The sequence below is a fragment of the Bacillus cytotoxicus NVH 391-98 genome (genome assembly GCF_000017425.1).
Taxonomy (GTDB): domain Bacteria; phylum Bacillota; class Bacilli; order Bacillales; family Bacillaceae_G; genus Bacillus_A; species Bacillus_A cytotoxicus.
In genome coordinates, this window is record NC_009674.1 from 2,538,235 (window position 1) to 2,554,084 (window position 15,850).

Annotated in this window: 15 protein-coding genes; 2 read left to right on the forward strand and 13 right to left on the reverse strand. The window is 37.0% G+C overall.

Features of this window, described 5'->3' with window-relative positions; translation table 11 throughout:
- Window positions 1-136: 136 nt before the first annotated feature.
- Together BCER98_RS12385 and tnpB are read right to left on the reverse strand one after the other, a co-directional pair.
- Window positions 137-2,518, reverse strand: coding sequence for a DNA translocase FtsK (locus BCER98_RS12385; protein ID WP_012094885.1), 2,382 nt, complete (start codon window positions 2,516-2,518; stop codon window positions 137-139).
- A gap of 151 nt (window positions 2,519-2,669) precedes the next feature.
- Window positions 2,670-3,821 (reverse strand): IS200/IS605 family element RNA-guided endonuclease TnpB, encoded by a 1,152-nt coding sequence (gene tnpB, locus BCER98_RS12390; protein WP_012094886.1) that lies wholly within the window; start codon window positions 3,819-3,821, stop codon window positions 2,670-2,672.
- A 74-nt stretch (window positions 3,822-3,895) separates the two neighbouring features.
- Here tnpB and BCER98_RS22585 point away from each other — a divergent pair, with 74 nt between their 5' ends.
- On the forward strand, window positions 3,896-4,039 hold the full coding sequence (locus BCER98_RS22585) for a hypothetical protein (RefSeq protein ID WP_164468621.1): 144 nt from the start codon (window positions 3,896-3,898) through the stop codon (window positions 4,037-4,039).
- A 335-nt stretch (window positions 4,040-4,374) separates the two neighbouring features.
- On the opposite strand, the gene BCER98_RS12395 is transcribed toward BCER98_RS22585, so the two are convergent.
- The 3 genes from BCER98_RS12395 to BCER98_RS12405 form a co-directional block, all read right to left on the reverse strand.
- Window positions 4,375-4,581 carry a YlzJ-like family protein gene (locus tag BCER98_RS12395; protein ID WP_012094887.1) on the reverse strand — a complete coding sequence of 69 codons (207 nt, stop codon included), beginning with the start codon at window positions 4,579-4,581 and terminating at the stop codon, window positions 4,375-4,377.
- On the reverse strand, window positions 4,578-5,330 hold the full coding sequence (locus BCER98_RS12400) for a ClpP family protease (protein ID WP_012094888.1): 753 nt from the start codon (window positions 5,328-5,330) through the stop codon (window positions 4,578-4,580). The genes BCER98_RS12395 and BCER98_RS12400 overlap by 4 nt, the downstream gene beginning before the upstream one ends.
- Before the next feature lie 100 nt (window positions 5,331-5,430).
- The gene (locus BCER98_RS12405) at window positions 5,431-7,101 is read right to left on the reverse strand and encodes a ribonuclease J (RefSeq protein WP_041809900.1); all 1,671 of its coding nucleotides are present in this window, start codon (window positions 7,099-7,101) and stop codon (window positions 5,431-5,433) included.
- A gap of 492 nt (window positions 7,102-7,593) precedes the next feature.
- Here BCER98_RS12405 and BCER98_RS12410 point away from each other — a divergent pair, with 492 nt between their 5' ends.
- Entirely contained in the window at window positions 7,594-7,926 is a 333-nt protein-coding gene (locus BCER98_RS12410; RefSeq protein ID WP_012094890.1) for a GNAT family N-acetyltransferase, read from the forward strand.
- Between the two features lie 56 nt (window positions 7,927-7,982).
- On the opposite strand, the gene dapA is transcribed toward BCER98_RS12410, so the two are convergent.
- The 8 genes from dapA to BCER98_RS12450 form a co-directional block, all read right to left on the reverse strand.
- Window positions 7,983-8,861 carry a 4-hydroxy-tetrahydrodipicolinate synthase gene (gene dapA / locus BCER98_RS12415; protein WP_012094891.1) on the reverse strand — a complete coding sequence of 293 codons (879 nt, stop codon included), beginning with the start codon at window positions 8,859-8,861 and terminating at the stop codon, window positions 7,983-7,985.
- 11 nt (window positions 8,862-8,872) lie between these two features.
- Window positions 8,873-10,105, reverse strand: coding sequence for an aspartate kinase (gene dapG / locus BCER98_RS12420; RefSeq protein WP_012094893.1), 1,233 nt, complete (start codon window positions 10,103-10,105; stop codon window positions 8,873-8,875).
- Window positions 10,106-10,127: 22 nt separating this feature from the next.
- The gene (gene asd / locus BCER98_RS12425) at window positions 10,128-11,174 is read right to left on the reverse strand and encodes an aspartate-semialdehyde dehydrogenase (RefSeq protein WP_012094894.1); all 1,047 of its coding nucleotides are present in this window, start codon (window positions 11,172-11,174) and stop codon (window positions 10,128-10,130) included.
- A 146-nt stretch (window positions 11,175-11,320) separates the two neighbouring features.
- Complete coding sequence (locus tag BCER98_RS12430) at window positions 11,321-11,920, reverse strand: dipicolinate synthase subunit B (RefSeq protein ID WP_012094895.1); 600 nt, start codon at window positions 11,918-11,920, stop codon at window positions 11,321-11,323.
- Window positions 11,917-12,819, reverse strand: a complete 903-nt coding sequence (gene dpaA / locus BCER98_RS12435) for a dipicolinic acid synthetase subunit A (protein WP_012094896.1) — start codon at window positions 12,817-12,819, stop codon at window positions 11,917-11,919. The genes BCER98_RS12430 and dpaA overlap by 4 nt, the downstream gene beginning before the upstream one ends.
- Before the next feature lie 312 nt (window positions 12,820-13,131).
- Complete coding sequence (locus BCER98_RS12440; protein WP_041810486.1) at window positions 13,132-13,383, reverse strand: YlmC/YmxH family sporulation protein; 252 nt, start codon at window positions 13,381-13,383, stop codon at window positions 13,132-13,134.
- Between the two features lie 141 nt (window positions 13,384-13,524).
- Window positions 13,525-14,763 (reverse strand): M16 family metallopeptidase, encoded by a 1,239-nt coding sequence (locus BCER98_RS12445; RefSeq protein ID WP_012094898.1) that lies wholly within the window; start codon window positions 14,761-14,763, stop codon window positions 13,525-13,527.
- Window positions 14,764-14,850: 87 nt separating this feature from the next.
- Window positions 14,851-15,750, reverse strand: a complete 900-nt coding sequence (locus BCER98_RS12450) for a polysaccharide deacetylase family protein (protein WP_012094899.1) — start codon at window positions 15,748-15,750, stop codon at window positions 14,851-14,853.
- Window positions 15,751-15,850: the final 100 nt, after the last annotated feature.

Below are 15,850 nucleotides of genomic sequence, written 5' to 3' on the forward strand. Positions count from 1 at the left end.
TTTAGTAAAATGAAACCAAAAGTATTCGTATTCTATGAAATTAACAAAAATGTAAGCCCTTTCTTTTGTGCTATGTATAGTATATAATAAAAACACTATATAAAAAAGCCTAATTGTAAACAATTAGGCTTTTTTATTAAGAACTCTGTTCTTGTATATCTTTAATTAACACTTCACGCGGTTTGCTGCCTTCATACGGTCCAACAACACCATTCATTTCCATTGCATCAATCAGACGTGCTGCACGCGTATATCCCACTCTAAATCGTCGTTGTAACATCGAAACAGAAGCAGTTTGCATTTCGACCACAAGCTGTACTGCTTCATCATATAATTCATCTTCTACTTCTTGTTTTGTTTCTGGTACATCTTGCGGAATCATATCTTCTTGATATTGTGCTTTTTGTTGTCCAATCACATACTCTACAACTCTTTCCACTTCATCATCTGATAAAAATGCGCCTTGTACACGTATTGGTTTTGACGCACCAATCGGTATAAAGAGCATATCTCCTCTTCCTAACAATTTCTCTGCACCACCGCTATCAAGAATCGTTCGAGAATCCGTTTGAGAAGATACAGCAAAAGCAATACGTGATGGAATATTCGCTTTAATAACCCCTGTGATCACATCAACCGATGGACGCTGCGTTGCAATAATTAAATGAATGCCTGCCGCACGAGCCATCTGTGCTAATCGCATAATTGCATCTTCGACATCCGAAGACGCGACCATCATTAAATCAGCCAACTCGTCCACAATTACAACAATATATGGAAGTTCTTGTTGCTTCGCTTCTGATTGCTCATTATGATGTCTAATATACTCATTATATCCTTCGATATTACGCGTTCCACTATGTGCAAACAATTCATAGCGACGCTCCATCTCACTAACAACTTTTTTCAAAGCTTGTGAAGCTTTCTTCGGATCTGTCACTACAGGTGTTAATAAATGCGGAACACCATTGTATACATTTAACTCTACCATCTTCGGATCAATCATCATTAACTTTACTTCGTGCGGTTTAGCACGCATTAAAATACTAACAATAATCCCATTAATACATACACTTTTTCCGCTACCAGTCGCTCCAGCTACCAATAAATGCGGCATCTTATTTAAACGTGCTAAGACAGCTTCACCTGTAATATCGCGTCCCAGACCGATTAATAATTTTTCCTCCGGATGATTATTCGCCTTTGAATCTAGCACCTCTCTAAGTGTAACCACCGAAACTTCTGAATTTGGAACCTCAATTCCTACGGCTGATTTCCCGGGAATTGGCGCTTCAATTCGAATATCTTTCGCTGCTAAAGCAAGCGCTAAATCATCACTTAAACTAACAATTTTACTCACTTTCACACCCATATCAGGATACACTTCATACTTTGTAACTGCGGGCCCTTTATGTACTTTCGTTACTTTCGCTTTCACTCCAAAACTTTGGAAAGTTCGTTCAAGCTTACGAGCATTCTCATAGATTTTTTCATTTTCATTTGTCACTTGCTTATTCTTTGGAAACTTCAATATATCGATAGTAGGAAGTTCATAATCTTTATTTTCTACATTTGAAAATTGCATCGGCGGCGCTTTTGTATCTCCTTCTAACGATTCAACAATCTTCTCGCCACGTTTCTTTTTCGTTTTTTCTTCTGGTGTATTTTGCACTTCCTCAATATCTGAAATAGGGTTATCCATTCCTGTTTCTTTCGGCAAATCCTGTTCTTCATGAATTGGATAATTCTCTGAGAAATTCGAAATAATTGGCGGATCTATGGTTATTTCTTCTATAGGCTCGGCAATCTCTTCGCGGGATTCAGAACTCTCATTTCTCGTGCGTCTTTCTCTTTTTTTCTTTTCAGTTTGTTCAGCTGCACGCTTCGATTTCCACTCTTTATAATCTCCTTGCATGACCTGAAATTGACTTCTTACTATTCTCCCTACCGGAGCTAATATTTCACCAATATGTTTATTTGTAATACAGAGTATACCAAGAATAACAAGAATAATTCCAATTAGATAAGCTCCTACTTCATCAAATAAGAAATAACATGTTGCAAACATGAGAGCTCCAAACATACCGCCACCTAAATGAATCGTGCCTGGACTCTTTTTCATCTCAAGAAAGAACAAGTCTTTTGTACTAACAATAACAGATGTATTTTCTACCGCTCCGTCCTTTGTAAGCAGATTAAATAATGTAATGTGACTAAACATTAATATCGCTAATACAATCAAATAAATACCGATTAGTCGTTTATGAAGAAGGTTGGGCCATCCACGCCTAATGACAAACGCAATGGATAACGCAATCACTCCTAATACACCAATTATGTACCATTCACCAAAGAAAAAGCGAAAAAATAACACAAACGATTTCCCTACAATCCCTAGTTGTAAAATTGTAATGATTGAAAGTGCAAAAAGAGTCAATCCGACGATTTCATAGTACAAAGTTGGTTTTATCGTACGTCTTGCCTTTGATTTCGTCCCTCTTTGCTTTTGTTTTGCCATTTTTTCACCCCGTGTTCTAAAAATTAAATGTAACGTTTCGTCCGCTATTTTGTAGCAATAACACTTTTTTGAACTACCCCCACTTAACACTCTTACGAGCTGTTTGAAGTGGGAGATTCCTAAGAACACCAACCTAACGGTTAGTTATTGATTAGGCTATCCCCGTAGTCCCTACGGTTAGAAGTCTTATTGCTTCATTTTTAAGATTTTGTCCTGCGTTAATATCTCTATCGTGATGACTATTACATTTAGGGCAAGTCCATTCTCTAAGTTTAAGATTCTTAACGTCTTTATTTTGGTAGCCACAAACTGAACACAATTGAGAACTTGCAAATGTTTTAGATACAGTAACTACTTGTTTACCGTACCATCTTGCCTTGTACGCTAACATCGTTCTGAATTGCGACCAACTCACTTCACTAATGGCTTTAGCTAACTTATGATTCTTCAACATATTTGACACTTGCAAATCTTCCATACCAATGATGTCGTGGTTTTTGACAATATAAGTAGAGATTTTTTGCAAATAGTCTGTTCTTGCATTCGTGATGTTCTCATGGATGCGAGCTACTTTACGTTTTTGCTTTTGATAGTTTTTTGCTTCATCCAGTTTACATTTTCGTTTTAATGCCAATTCCTGTCGTCTGGAAAGAACACGCTGTGCTTTCGCTAATTTTTCTTCCAGTTGGCGAAACCATTTAGGATTGCTAAATACTTCTCCCGTTGAAAGAATCGCAAAATCTTTCAGACCCACATCCACACCAACAGACGACCCAGTTTTAGGAAGTCCTTGAACGTTTGTTTCAGCAAGAATCGAAACAAAATACTTGCCACTTGGATTTCGTCTCATTGTAGCATGAAGAATACGTCCTTCTACTTCACGACTTTTCGCAAACTTAACTAATCCAAGTTTAGGTAACTTGATTTTGTTACCCGCAATCGCAATATTTCCATTCGTATGCTTTGTCGTGTAGGATTGCACTTTATTCTTTTTAGACTTGAAACGCGGTGCTTTGTTTTGTTTCTTGAAGAATCGAGTATACGAATCAGCAAGGTTTTTGAGTGATGATTGCAGTGATGTGCTGTCTACTTCTTTTAACCAAACTAATTCTTTCTTTAGTTGTGTTAATTGAGAAGAGCAAGTGTTATAAGTTAATCCTTTGCCTGTCTCTTTGTATGCGTCATTCCATTGTACTAAAAAATGATTGAATACAAAACGTGAACAACCGATTGTTTTTGCAATTAGAATTTCTTGCCCCTTGTTTGGATAGATACGAAACTTATACACTTTGTTAACTAACATTGATTTCACCTCCTTTTAGTATATACTCATTATATACCAAACATAAGTATATACTGAAATGGAAGTGAAGTAGCATGGAACGTATTTCAAAATTAATTAAGTTTCCTGCTGATTTAGTGGCAGAAATCGAAAAATACCAAAAAGAAAATTACATCACGAGTTTTGCAGGTGCGGTTTACGAGCTTATTCGTAAAGGTTTAAGTGTGTCGGATCGTTAACGTGGCATAAGCCACGCCCTATCCGAAGGCGATTCATCACCCACCTACTCATTGGGCTATGCCCTGCACGTTCCTTGAGGTGGGTGTCTTCTCGCCTAAAAAGATAAAAATAAAGAAGATAGGCACAAACTGTTCCCTTCCGTAAAAGCACGACTTGTTCAACCAATAGTAAACGAAAAATAGAGAAAGCTTCTCTTTTATTCAGGTCTTTTTCTCTTCTATTTTTTACACTTCTTGTAAAATGCTACATAAATAGAAGAAAGCAGCCTATTCATGGCTGCTCAACCGTCTTGTTTTTTATATTATACCATAGCCTTTAGATAAAATCCTGCTTTTTACGAAATGGATATTCTCTGTCCTGGCTCATATTGTAAGTAGTGATCTGGATTTGTGCTTAGCAGGCGCACAATCGAATACGATTGATCTTTTTCTAAGTTCACTACCATTTCTACACCACTTACATGAATAACTTTTTGCCCTTCATTTTGCGAATAATCTGGTGGATAAATGAAATGTTCCGGCATCATTGTGTATAAAATCATTGTAACAACTTCCCATCTTGATTTTTCCCTGTCGCTCTCATATCGATCAATGCATTCAATTTTTGAATCGCATCTCCTATTCCTCCCACATCATCGATTAAGCCGTATTTCACCGCATCGCCACCAATTACATTTGTTCCAATGTCACGCGTTAAATTTCCTTTTGCAAACATAAGCTCCTTAAAACGATCTTCTGTCACTTTAGAATGCTTTGTTACAAATCGAATGACACGTTCTTGCATTTTATCCAAATACTCAAATGTTTGCGGCACACCAATGACAAGTCCTGTTAAACGAATTGGATGAATCGTCATCGTTGCTGTTTCTGCAATATAAGAATAATCGGTCGACACAGCAATTGGGACACCGATGGAATGGCCGCCACCTAACACAAGAGATACTGTCGGTTTTGAAAGCGATGCTACCATTTCGGAAATAGCTAGTCCCGCTTCAACATCTCCACCGACTGTGTTCAGTATTAATAATAACCCTTCGATTTTCGGATTTTGTTCGATTGCGACGATTTGCGGAATGATATGTTCATATTTCGTCGTCTTATTTTGTGGTGGCAATTGAACATGCCCTTCTACTTGCCCTACAATTGTCAAACAATGAATTTTAGACTCATTCATTTGCGGCACGTTCGTTTGACCTAGCTGTTGAATCTTCTCTATTACTGATGCTTCTTTCGCATCTCCTTTTGGTTCAGCTTCCGTTTCTTCATTTGTATAACGTTCATGCTCTGTCATATCGCATCCCCTTTCGCTCGTATACACCTATTATTTCTTAAGTTGTAAATTTCATTCGAGAGGGATGAAAAGAAAAAAGGTCACCAGTAAAGGTGACCTTTTACACTTCCATAATAATCGGTAAAATCATTGGTTTTCTTTTCGTTTCTTCATATAAGAATTGTCCTAATAGTTCACGAATGTTTTGCTTCAACATAGACCATTCAATCGAATATTCTTTAATAGACTGTTCTACAATTGTACGTACAATGTCTGTAGATCTTTCAATTAATGCCTCTGATTCACGAACATAGACAAATCCGCGTGAAATAATTTCTGGACCAGAGATTATTTTTTTCTCTTCTTTTCCAAGCGTTACTACAACAACTAAAATACCATCTTGTGATAACATTTTTCGATCGCGCAGAACGATGTTCCCAACATCTCCTACACCTAATCCATCAATAAGAACATTACCTGCTTGTACTTTGCCAGCTGGTTTTGCCTCATCACCTTCAAAAGCAATTACATCACCCTTATCGACAATGAAAATATTTTCTCTTGCAATACCTACATCTTCAGCTAAATACGCATGTGCTTTTTGCATACGGAATTCACCATGTACGGGTATAAAATATTGCGGTTTCATTAAATTTAACATTAATTTTAATTCTTCTTGACTACCATGACCAGAAACGTGTACTTTTCTTTCACCATAATAGACAACTTCCGCACCGGCTCTAAATAATAAATCGATAATTTTAGATACCGACACTTCATTACCAGGAATTGGAGATGCTGCAATAATAACTGTATCTCCTTTGCGAATGGAAATTTGTTTATGAGATTGCTTTGCCATTCTTGAAAGGGCTGCCATCGGTTCACCTTGGCTACCTGTTGTTAAAATTGCCACTTTCTTCTCCGGGAAGTTCTCTACTTCTTGCAATGAAATAAGCATGCCATCCGGCACATCTAAATACCCAAGACGTCTTGCAATATCTACTACTTTCACCATGCTACGACCAACAACCGCTACTTTACGTCCTGTTTCAGCCGCTGCATCAAAAACTTGCTGAATACGGTGAACATTGGATGCAAAAGAAGCAACAATAATGCGTCCTTCTGCGCCATAAAAAACTTTTGATATTTCCATACCAACTTCTTTTTCAGAACCTGTGTAACCAGGTCGTTCCGCATTCGTACTATCAGATAATAAGCAGAGCACACCTTCATTTCCGATTTTTGCCATCTTTCCAAGATCTGCTCCGCTATTACCAATCGGTGTTTGATCAAATTTAAAATCTCCTGTATATACAATCGCACCTTTTGATGTATGGAAGCATACACCAACAGAATCAGGAATACTGTGCGTTGTTCCAAAGAATGAAACCGTTGTCGTATTAAATTCAACTTCCGAATTTGAATCAATTGTTTTTAAGTCTACACGACCAAGCATTCCTGCTTCATTCAGCTTTTCTTGAATTAATCCTACCGTTAACTTGGTTGCATATACCGGAATGGAAAGCTTACGCATTACATAAACAATTCCACCAATATGGTCTTCATGACCATGTGTAATAAATAAACCTTTTACTCGCTCTTGATTTTCTATTAAATATGTAATATCAGGGATTACGATATCAATTCCAAACATCTCATCTCCTGGAAACATTAAGCCTGCATCGACGATAAAAATTTCGGAATCAATTTCGACGCAGTACATATTTTTTCCGATTTCACCTACTCCACCAAGAGCAAATACCTTTACAGAATCAATCTCTTTTCTCTTCATGTTGTTGCCTGGTTTAAAAATCTTGTAAACACTGATTTCACTAAAATTGTAGAGACACCAGGGAAACTCTACAACCACCATATATTCACCGTCCAAGACGAATGTCCTTACCGTTATGCGATATCATGTTCTTTTTCATTTTTTAAACCAGGTTTCACCTCTCTTTCATTTATATAAATCAAATATCTTATGCGATATCATATGAAAATGCCGTTGAATTGTATTTTTTTCCACTTTTGCTAAGCATACCCGTACTAAGCTACTTAGCCATATTATAACTGATATAAGAATTGGAACACAAGTTAAATCGTGAGAAAGAGAGGAAAGCAGACAAATTCCAAATAAAATATTCCTTTACGTTCGGCAGGAAAACAATCATCTCACGGGAATAAAAAAGGAAAGGGGAGCCATTTACATGGATTATTTCATTTTCGAATCGCTTCCAAATAAAAAGATACAAGAGGAAATCATTCGAATGATTGAATAAAACAAATGCAAAATAAACCAAAGTTACTCATCAATTTAGCTATGCACAATCAACAAGTAGTCGGTTATAAAATCGGATATGAACTGAATAACGAAATGTTTTATAGCTGGTTAAGCGGCGTTGCTGATCAGTATAGAAATCAGAGGATTGACTCTAAGTTAATGAAAGCTCAGCATCAGTTATTAAAAGAAAAGGGGTATTCTATCGTTCAGACGAAAACGAAAAAGAAATGGCGTAATATGCTCATTCTCAATATAGAAAGTGGCTTTGATATTATCGGGACATATACGAATGAGAAAGGAGAACCTAAAATTATTCTTCAGAAACGTTTATTATAAATGTAATTTTTGTTTCAAAATAAAAATGACCTAGCTGAAAACTAGGTCATTTTTTATTAACGCGGGATTGATTGTATCACTTCTTGTAAAGTTACTCGTTCTTCTTCTGTTAGTGGAAGAAGCGGTAAACGTACAGATCCTACATCTAATCCAACCATTTGTAACGCTGTTTTTACTGGTGTTGGACTCGGTGCCATAAATAATGCATTTGTTACTCTTAGAAGTAATTGATGCAATGTTTGTGCCTTCTTAAAATCTCCTGATTGGAATGCTGAAATCATTTCTTGCATTTCCTTTCCAATCACATGAGAAGCAACAGATACAATACCTTTCGCCCCAACTGCCATAGCTGGTAACGTTAACCCGTCATCACCGCTGTATACAGCAAAATCGTCCGCTGTTTTTTCAATGATTTCTGTCATTGTTAATACATCGCCGCCCGCATCTTTAATTGCAACGATGTTTGGAATTTTTGATAAACGAACAACTGTATCAACAGAAATTTGAACAATAGATCGTCCCGGAACATTATATAGCATAATCGGAAGTTCAGTACTCTCAGCAATCGCTTTAAAATGCTGATACATTCCTTCTTGACTTGGTTTATTATAATACGGCGCCACTAACATCACTGCATCGACACCAACTTCTGTCGCTTTTTTTGTTAGCTCAATAGAAGCATGTGTATTATTGCTACCTGTTCCAGCGATTACGGGCACCCTTTTATCGACAACAGATACGACATGGCGATATAACGCTACTTTTTCTTCTGATGATAATGTAGGTGACTCTCCAGTTGTTCCTCCTACCACGATTGTAGTTGTACCGTTATCTATTAAATAATTTACCAATTTCGTTGTCTTTGCAAAATCGATATTTCCGTTTTTATCAAACGGCGTTACCATCGCAGTTGCAATTGTCCCAAAATCTATCATGGTCTCACTCCTTATTGTTCCAGTTGCTTTTCTTTAGAAAGCTCAAATGCACTATGTAATGCATTTACAGCCTCTACTAAATCTGTCTCTTTTACAAGCACCCAAATCGTCGTATGGCTATCTGCAGATTGTAAAATTTGAATACCTTTTTCTGCTAATGCAGTAACAATTTTGGCAGTAACCCCTGGAATGCCAGCCATTCCAGCTCCAACAATGGATACTTTTGCACAATGTTCCGTTACAATTGGTTCATATCCAAGTGTTCTTAATAATTCAATCGCACGACCTGAGACATGATCGCTCACTGTATACGCCACACCTGTTGGGGAAATATTAATTAAATCAACACTAATCCCTTCACTCGCCATCTCTTTAAAAACTTGTTGCTGTAAATCATATGCTCCATCTTTCGCAAGCACTTTAATTTGTGTCACATTCGATACGTGAGCAATTCCTGTAACAGGACGTTCCTCTACATCGCGCCCTTTCGTAGCACCATCATATGCTGCAATAAGCGTACCTTCGCTATCAGAGTACGTAGAACGTACGCGAAGCGGCACTTTCGCATGCATCGCAATTTCAACGGCGCGCGGATGAACAACTTTTGCCCCTTGATATGCCATGTTACAAATTTCATTGTATGTTACAGTTTGAAGATGACGTGCATCTTTTACAATACGTGGATCTGCCGTCATTACCCCTTCTACATCTGTAAATATATCTATATATTCCGCATGAAGTGCAACACCTAATGCGGAAGCGGATGTATCACTGCCTCCACGTCCAAGCGTTGTCGTATCTCCAGCTTTCGTTTGACCTTGAAATCCTGTAACGACAATAACATCTACATTTTGTAACTCTTCATATATACGATCGCAATTCATTTCAATAATCTTTGCATTCGTAAAGTCGTCATTCGTTACAAAACCAGCTTGCGCACCATTTAGCGCCGCTGCTTTTATTCCATTTTCATTTAGCATATTTGAGAAGACGACAGCTGAGATTAATTCTCCACATGATAACAATAAATCTTGCTCACGTTTTGAAATACTGCATTTCTCTTGATTCACAAGACTTAATAATGTATCTGTCGCATATGGCTCGCCTTTTCGTCCCATTGCTGATACAACCGTAACTACTTTATAGCCAGCATCTAATGATTTTTTAATATGGTGAAGTGCATGCTTACGTCCATTTTCATCACGTACTGATGTCCCACCGAATTTTTGAACAATAATTTTCATCTTTGCACCTTCTCTTAGCCGTTTACACTAATTGTAATTTGATTAATCGTTCTGCAATTTGAACAGAGTTCCATGCGGCGCCTTTTAATAAGTTATCAGATACGACCCAAAGATGGAATCCTTTTTCGTTATTTAAATCTTTACGAATACGTCCAACGAATACTTCGTTTTTACCAACTGCAGTAGATGGCATTGGATATAGCTGTTCTGCTGGATCATCTTGTAATACTACACCTTCTGCACTTGCAAGTAGGTTCTTCAAGTCTTCTACTGTTACACCTTCTTGATCTACTTCGATATAAACAGACTCAGAATGACCTGATACAACAGGTAAACGGACACATGTTGCAGCAACTTCTAACTCAGGCATATGCATGATTTTTTTCGTTTCATTAATCATTTTCATTTCTTCAAATGTAAATCCATTATCTTCAAACTTGTCGATTTGTGGAATCGCATTAAAAGCAATTTGGAAATGTTTTTTATCACCTGATACAGGTAAAACATTTGCTTTTACTTCTTCACCATTTAAAATCGCTTGTGATTGTTCATGAAGTTCTTGAATCGCAGCAGCACCCGCTCCAGATACAGCTTGGTATGTGGAAACAATTACTCGTTTTAATCCAAACTGCTGACGAATCGGCTCAAGAGCAACTACCATCTGAATTGTAGAACAGTTTGGATTTGCAATAATACCATTATGTTCTTTTAAGTCATTTTCATTTACTTCTGGTACAACAAGCGGCACATTTTCTGCCATACGGAATGCACTTGTATTATCAACAACAATCGCACCACGTTTTGCTGCTTCTGGCGCGAGTTGTTTCGATACGGATCCACCAGCACTAAATAATGCAATATCCACTCCCTCGAAACTTTCAGGAGTTGCTTCTTGAACTATGAATTCTTCTCCTTTAAATACAAGCTTCTTACCTGCAGATCGTTTCGATGAAAGTAACGTTAACTTTCCGATTGGAAAATCTCGTTTCTCTAAAGTATTTAACATTTGTTCACCAACTGCGCCGGTTGCTCCAACTACAGCGACATGAAAAGTTCTTTGCTTTTCCATCACTATGCCCCTTTCTAGATACCAATCCTTCTATACTTAGAATTAGAAGGAGCAGAATCTCCTTCTAATCTTAATAACGTTAATTTTATCATATTCTGCAATAAGAATGATGGTTTCCGAAAAAATTGTCTGTTTTTTTTCGTCTTTTAATTCATATATCTGAATTTTTCTACAACAACTGGCTGCAATTGTTTCCCTTCTAACGCTTCTAGTACTGTATTTTCAAGCAATTCCATCCGAGCTACCATTGAGTTTGGTTTTTTCTCCGGCGCATCTTGCCCAAATGGTACGAAGTATATGTTTTTTGTTGCCATTAGGCGCATAAGGTTGACACCATTTAATCCAAGAGCATCATTTGTAGATACAGCTAATACAACAGGCTTTCCATTTCTAAGAGTAGCTTTCGCTGCCATTAAGACTGGTGAATCTGTCATCGCATTTGCAAATTTACTCATTGAGTTTCCTGTTAAAGGAGCGATTACCATACAGTCTAGTGGAATCTTCGGACCAAGTGGTTCCGCTCCAACAATTGTATTGATTACTTTATGTCCTGTTATTTCTTCAATTTTATCAATCCACTCTGCTCCTTCACCAAATCTAGTATTAGTTGATTGCACAGTATAAGAAACAACCGGTCTTACTTCGGCTCCTTCTGCAACTAACTTTTCTAAATGTGGCATCACTTCTTCATACGTACAATGGGAGCCTGTGAATCCAAAGCCAATTCGTTTTCCTTTCAAGTTCATTTTTCATTCTCCTCTCTGGCTATCATATCTGCTTTTAATAACTGAGAAAGAACATTCGCCAAAATTTGCCCAGCTGTTTTTGGAGCAACAATTCCCGGAAGACCAGGTGCTAATAATGCCTTCACACCTCGTTTCTCTGCATAACGAAAATCCGTTCCGCCTGGCTTAGACGCTAAATCAATAATTAATGTATGTGCTGGCATACGGGAAATCACATTAGCTGTTACAACAAGATGCGGAACTGTATTAATGACAATGTCAACATTCTTTACTTCCTTGCCAATATCTTGCATATAAAAAGGAGCAAACTGCATTTCTGTAATACGAGCGATATGTTCTGAACGTCTTGCGCCAACTTTGACATGTGCTCCTAATGATTGAAACGCTCTTGCGACACTCATTCCCGTTCGACCAAATCCTAAAACCATAACATTCGATCCGTGAATCGTATAATCTGTATGCTGAATAACCATCATTAAGGTACCTTCTACGGTTGGAATAGAATTATAAATAGCCACATCATCACGATCAAATAATTTTACAAGCTTTCGATTGGTAGTAGCTACAAGATTTTCCAAGTACGGCGTACCAATTCCTGAATATATAGTAAAGTTTTCTGGTGTTTTTTCAACTTGTTCCTTAGTGATTGAAACTTTTTCATTAGAAAAGATCGTATCAACTTCTCCTTTTGCATTGGTTCCTGCTACCGGTAAAATAATCGCATCTAAAGAAGTGAAATCTAGATCTTGCATAGTCTCTTTTGCTGCCCCAGTGAAGCCATGATCTAATTGATCAAATCCTATCAATGAAAGTTTCGCATCAAGTTCGACCAACTTGCGAATTACCTCTAGCTGTCTTGCATCTCCTCCTATGACAGCAATGTGCATCTCAGTCAACATTCTCTAATTCACCTTCTTTTTCTTTCATTTATAAGAAAAACGCCTATTTTTTCTTTTTTCTCCACATCATATGTACCGTACGAGTTAGAGGTGATTGAAAAACAGAAAGCGTGCATGAATAGTCTCTACAGTGCATCTGCAATCCCTTACTTTTATCCCGCTGGTTTAAGACAATAACAGCCCGATTGGTGAGGGTTCGTAATCAGTTGGGTGAAGCCCCCACTGTTTAAAATTTCACTTTATCGCTAAACTTCCATCATCTTTCTACTAAATTGTGAAGAAATAAAAAAAGATAACCAAATTGGCTATCTTTTACTTTGATTTCGGATGATTTGCTAAATCAAATATAATCATATCGTGGCCTACCTTCTTAATTCTGCTCCATTCTACTCTAACTTCCTGTTGCTCCCTTTTAAAACCGCCCCACTTTCCAACAGGAATAATGAGAGCTTGAATCTTTCCATCTTTCTCATTAATTTCTAAATCCGCATGCCCTAATACTCCCATCTTCTCCGCTCGTTCTAAGTCGACAATTTCTTTTCCGCTTAATTCACTTAACCGCACCATTTTCTCCTCCTTCATTTTTGGCAAGATAACGTTCTATAATAAGTACCCTATTCTATATATGTACAAAAAATAACAGAAATTTGATTGCCGAAAACAAAAAAACTGTATCTCGCATTCACGAGATACAGTTTTTTTTGCTTATTTCATACTTTTTGGTAACTCACCATTTGGACTAATTAGTGCTGCTGAAAATTCATTTGTAAATATATCACGAATCAATGCATCAACATTTGGTTTTGTCACGTTGTTAATGCTTTCGATAATTTCATCAAGAGAGCGATGTTTTCTTAGAAGCAATTCATTTTTACCATTGCGACTCATACGACTATTCGTACTCTCTAAACTTAACATTAAATTCCCTTTTAGCTGCTCTTTACTATTCACAAGTTCTTTTTCTGTAATACCTGTATTTTTCAATGTGTCTAATGTTTCTTGTATTGTGTCATACAATGTATCTAATTGTTGACTTCCTGTACCACCATAAATAGTTAGCATTCCCGTATCTTCGTAAGAAGAATGATATGAGAATACAGAGTATGCTAGACCGCGTTGTTCCCGTACTTCTTGGAATAAGCGACTGCTCATGCTACCACCTAAAATATTATTGAGCACAATCAAGTTATAAATATCGTCATGCCCCATTTGTAATCCTTTAAATCCTAAACATAAATGCGCTTGTTCTGTTTCTTTCTTGCGAGCGACTTTATTGAAATGGAAAATTGGGCTATGTACTTGCTCACGATTTGTTGTTCCCTCATAATTACCAAAGTATTGTTCTACCGTTTGTACAAACGTTTCATCAATATTTCCAGCAATTGATACAACAACATTTTCAGGTGTGTAATGATCTTTAATGTATTGTCGCAACGTGTCTCCTGTAAATGTTTCAAGCGTTTCTTCCGTTCCCAAAATTGGATATCCAAGTGGATGCGTTTCGTATGTTGCTTTCGTTAATATGTCATGTACAATATCATCTGGTGTATCTTCGTACATTTTAATTTCTTCAAATACAACCTTCTTCTCTTTTTTCAATTCAGCCTCATCAAATGTTGAGTTAAAAAACATATCCGCTAACACATCAAGCGCATATTTTGCGTGCTCATCAAGCACTTTTGTATAATAGCATGTGTATTCTTTGGATGTAAATGCATTTACTTGACCGCCGATACTGTCAAATGATTCCGCAATCTCTTTCGCACTACGTGTCTTTGTACCTTTAAAGAACATGTGCTCCAAAAAGTGTGAAATCCCATTATTTTTCGCATTTTCATTTCTAGAACCTGCATGGATCCATATCCCAATTGCAACTGAACGCACAGTAGGTATATTCTCCATAACAATTCTTACACCATTCTTACAAGTATATTTTTTAATCAAAAAAACTTCCTCCTAATGCCAGTTTCTCTAAATAATCGCTATTATTTAATGATAACAAGTTTGCACATGAATGTCATGCAAATGTATTTAATCAATCCGTTTTTCATCCATTAATTCTGAAATATTTCCAATCTTATATCCCTTGTTTTTCATTTGGCTAATCATCGAATCAAGTGCTTCTGCTGTCGAAGATGTAGGATGCATTAACACGATAGCACCTGGATGTATTTTTCGCATCACTCTTTGCAAAAGTACATCTGGCTCGGGTCGTTGCCAATCAATCGTATCAACTGTCCACATAATCGTTCCCATCTTTAAATCATCAGCCACCTTTACAACTTCATCGCGGAAACTTCCGCTTGGGGGTGCAAACCATCGAATTTTTTGGTTGGTCGTTGCCTCAATAATTTGATTTGTTTTTTGTAATTGTTCTTTTATTTGATGTGCGGACAACGTTTTCATATCTGGATGCGTATACGAATGATTTCCTATCTCTTGCTTTTCATCTACAATCATTTTCGCAAACCTTACATTCTCTTTCACCCAGCGTCCTTCCAAAAAGAAAGTTGCCTTCACATTGTGCTTTTTCAACGTTTCTAATATGCGCGGTACATATTCATTTCCCCAAGCTACATTTATCGTTAATCCAATCATTTTTTTCTGTGGATGACCGCGATAAATAGGAGCAGGAGCTAAGTCTTCTAAATGAATAGTAGGTGAGATTTCTCGAAATACGAGTTGTTTTTCATTAAACTTTTGCGATTTCTTCATATTCTTATAGGATGCTTCTACATCAACTTCTTTGCCATTATATCCTGGTGTCGCTTTCCAAACCTTATCAATCACTGCATTTTGCGGAGCAATAAAATGTTGTTTGGCTTGCTTTTGAATTTCGGCATACAACTCATCATTGGCAAACACTGAGTGTGAAAATAGTCCAATGCAAAATAAGAATGTCGCTAAATATATAACTATACGAGTTTTCATATAAACCCTCCCATTAACTATGCAAAAAGAGCCATATATTCTCTTCTTATCTTTGTTAATTTGAGCGTTATTATAACTAACTATACCTTGCTACATATAA

Coding starts and splice junctions, on each gene's coding strand:
- BCER98_RS12385 (WP_012094885.1), bottom strand. CDS start 2,518: ATGGCAAAACAAAAGCAAAGAGGGACGAAATCAAAGGCAAGACGTACG.
- tnpB (WP_012094886.1), bottom strand. CDS start 3,821: ATGTTAGTTAACAAAGTGTATAAGTTTCGTATCTATCCAAACAAGGGG.
- BCER98_RS22585 (WP_164468621.1), top strand. CDS start 3,896: ATGGAACGTATTTCAAAATTAATTAAGTTTCCTGCTGATTTAGTGGCA.
- BCER98_RS12395 (WP_012094887.1), bottom strand. CDS start 4,581: ATGATTTTATACACAATGATGCCGGAACATTTCATTTATCCACCAGAT.
- BCER98_RS12400 (WP_012094888.1), bottom strand. CDS start 5,330: ATGACAGAGCATGAACGTTATACAAATGAAGAAACGGAAGCTGAACCA.
- BCER98_RS12405 (WP_041809900.1), bottom strand. CDS start 7,101: ATGAAGAGAAAAGAGATTGATTCTGTAAAGGTATTTGCTCTTGGTGGA.
- BCER98_RS12410 (WP_012094890.1), top strand. CDS start 7,594: ATGCAAAATAAACCAAAGTTACTCATCAATTTAGCTATGCACAATCAA.
- dapA (WP_012094891.1), bottom strand. CDS start 8,861: ATGATAGATTTTGGGACAATTGCAACTGCGATGGTAACGCCGTTTGAT.
- dapG (WP_012094893.1), bottom strand. CDS start 10,105: ATGAAAATTATTGTTCAAAAATTCGGTGGGACATCAGTACGTGATGAA.
- asd (WP_012094894.1), bottom strand. CDS start 11,174: ATGGAAAAGCAAAGAACTTTTCATGTCGCTGTAGTTGGAGCAACCGGC.
- BCER98_RS12430 (WP_012094895.1), bottom strand. CDS start 11,920: ATGAACTTGAAAGGAAAACGAATTGGCTTTGGATTCACAGGCTCCCAT.
- dpaA (WP_012094896.1), bottom strand. CDS start 12,819: ATGTTGACTGAGATGCACATTGCTGTCATAGGAGGAGATGCAAGACAG.
- BCER98_RS12450 (WP_012094899.1), bottom strand. CDS start 15,750: ATGAAAACTCGTATAGTTATATATTTAGCGACATTCTTATTTTGCATT.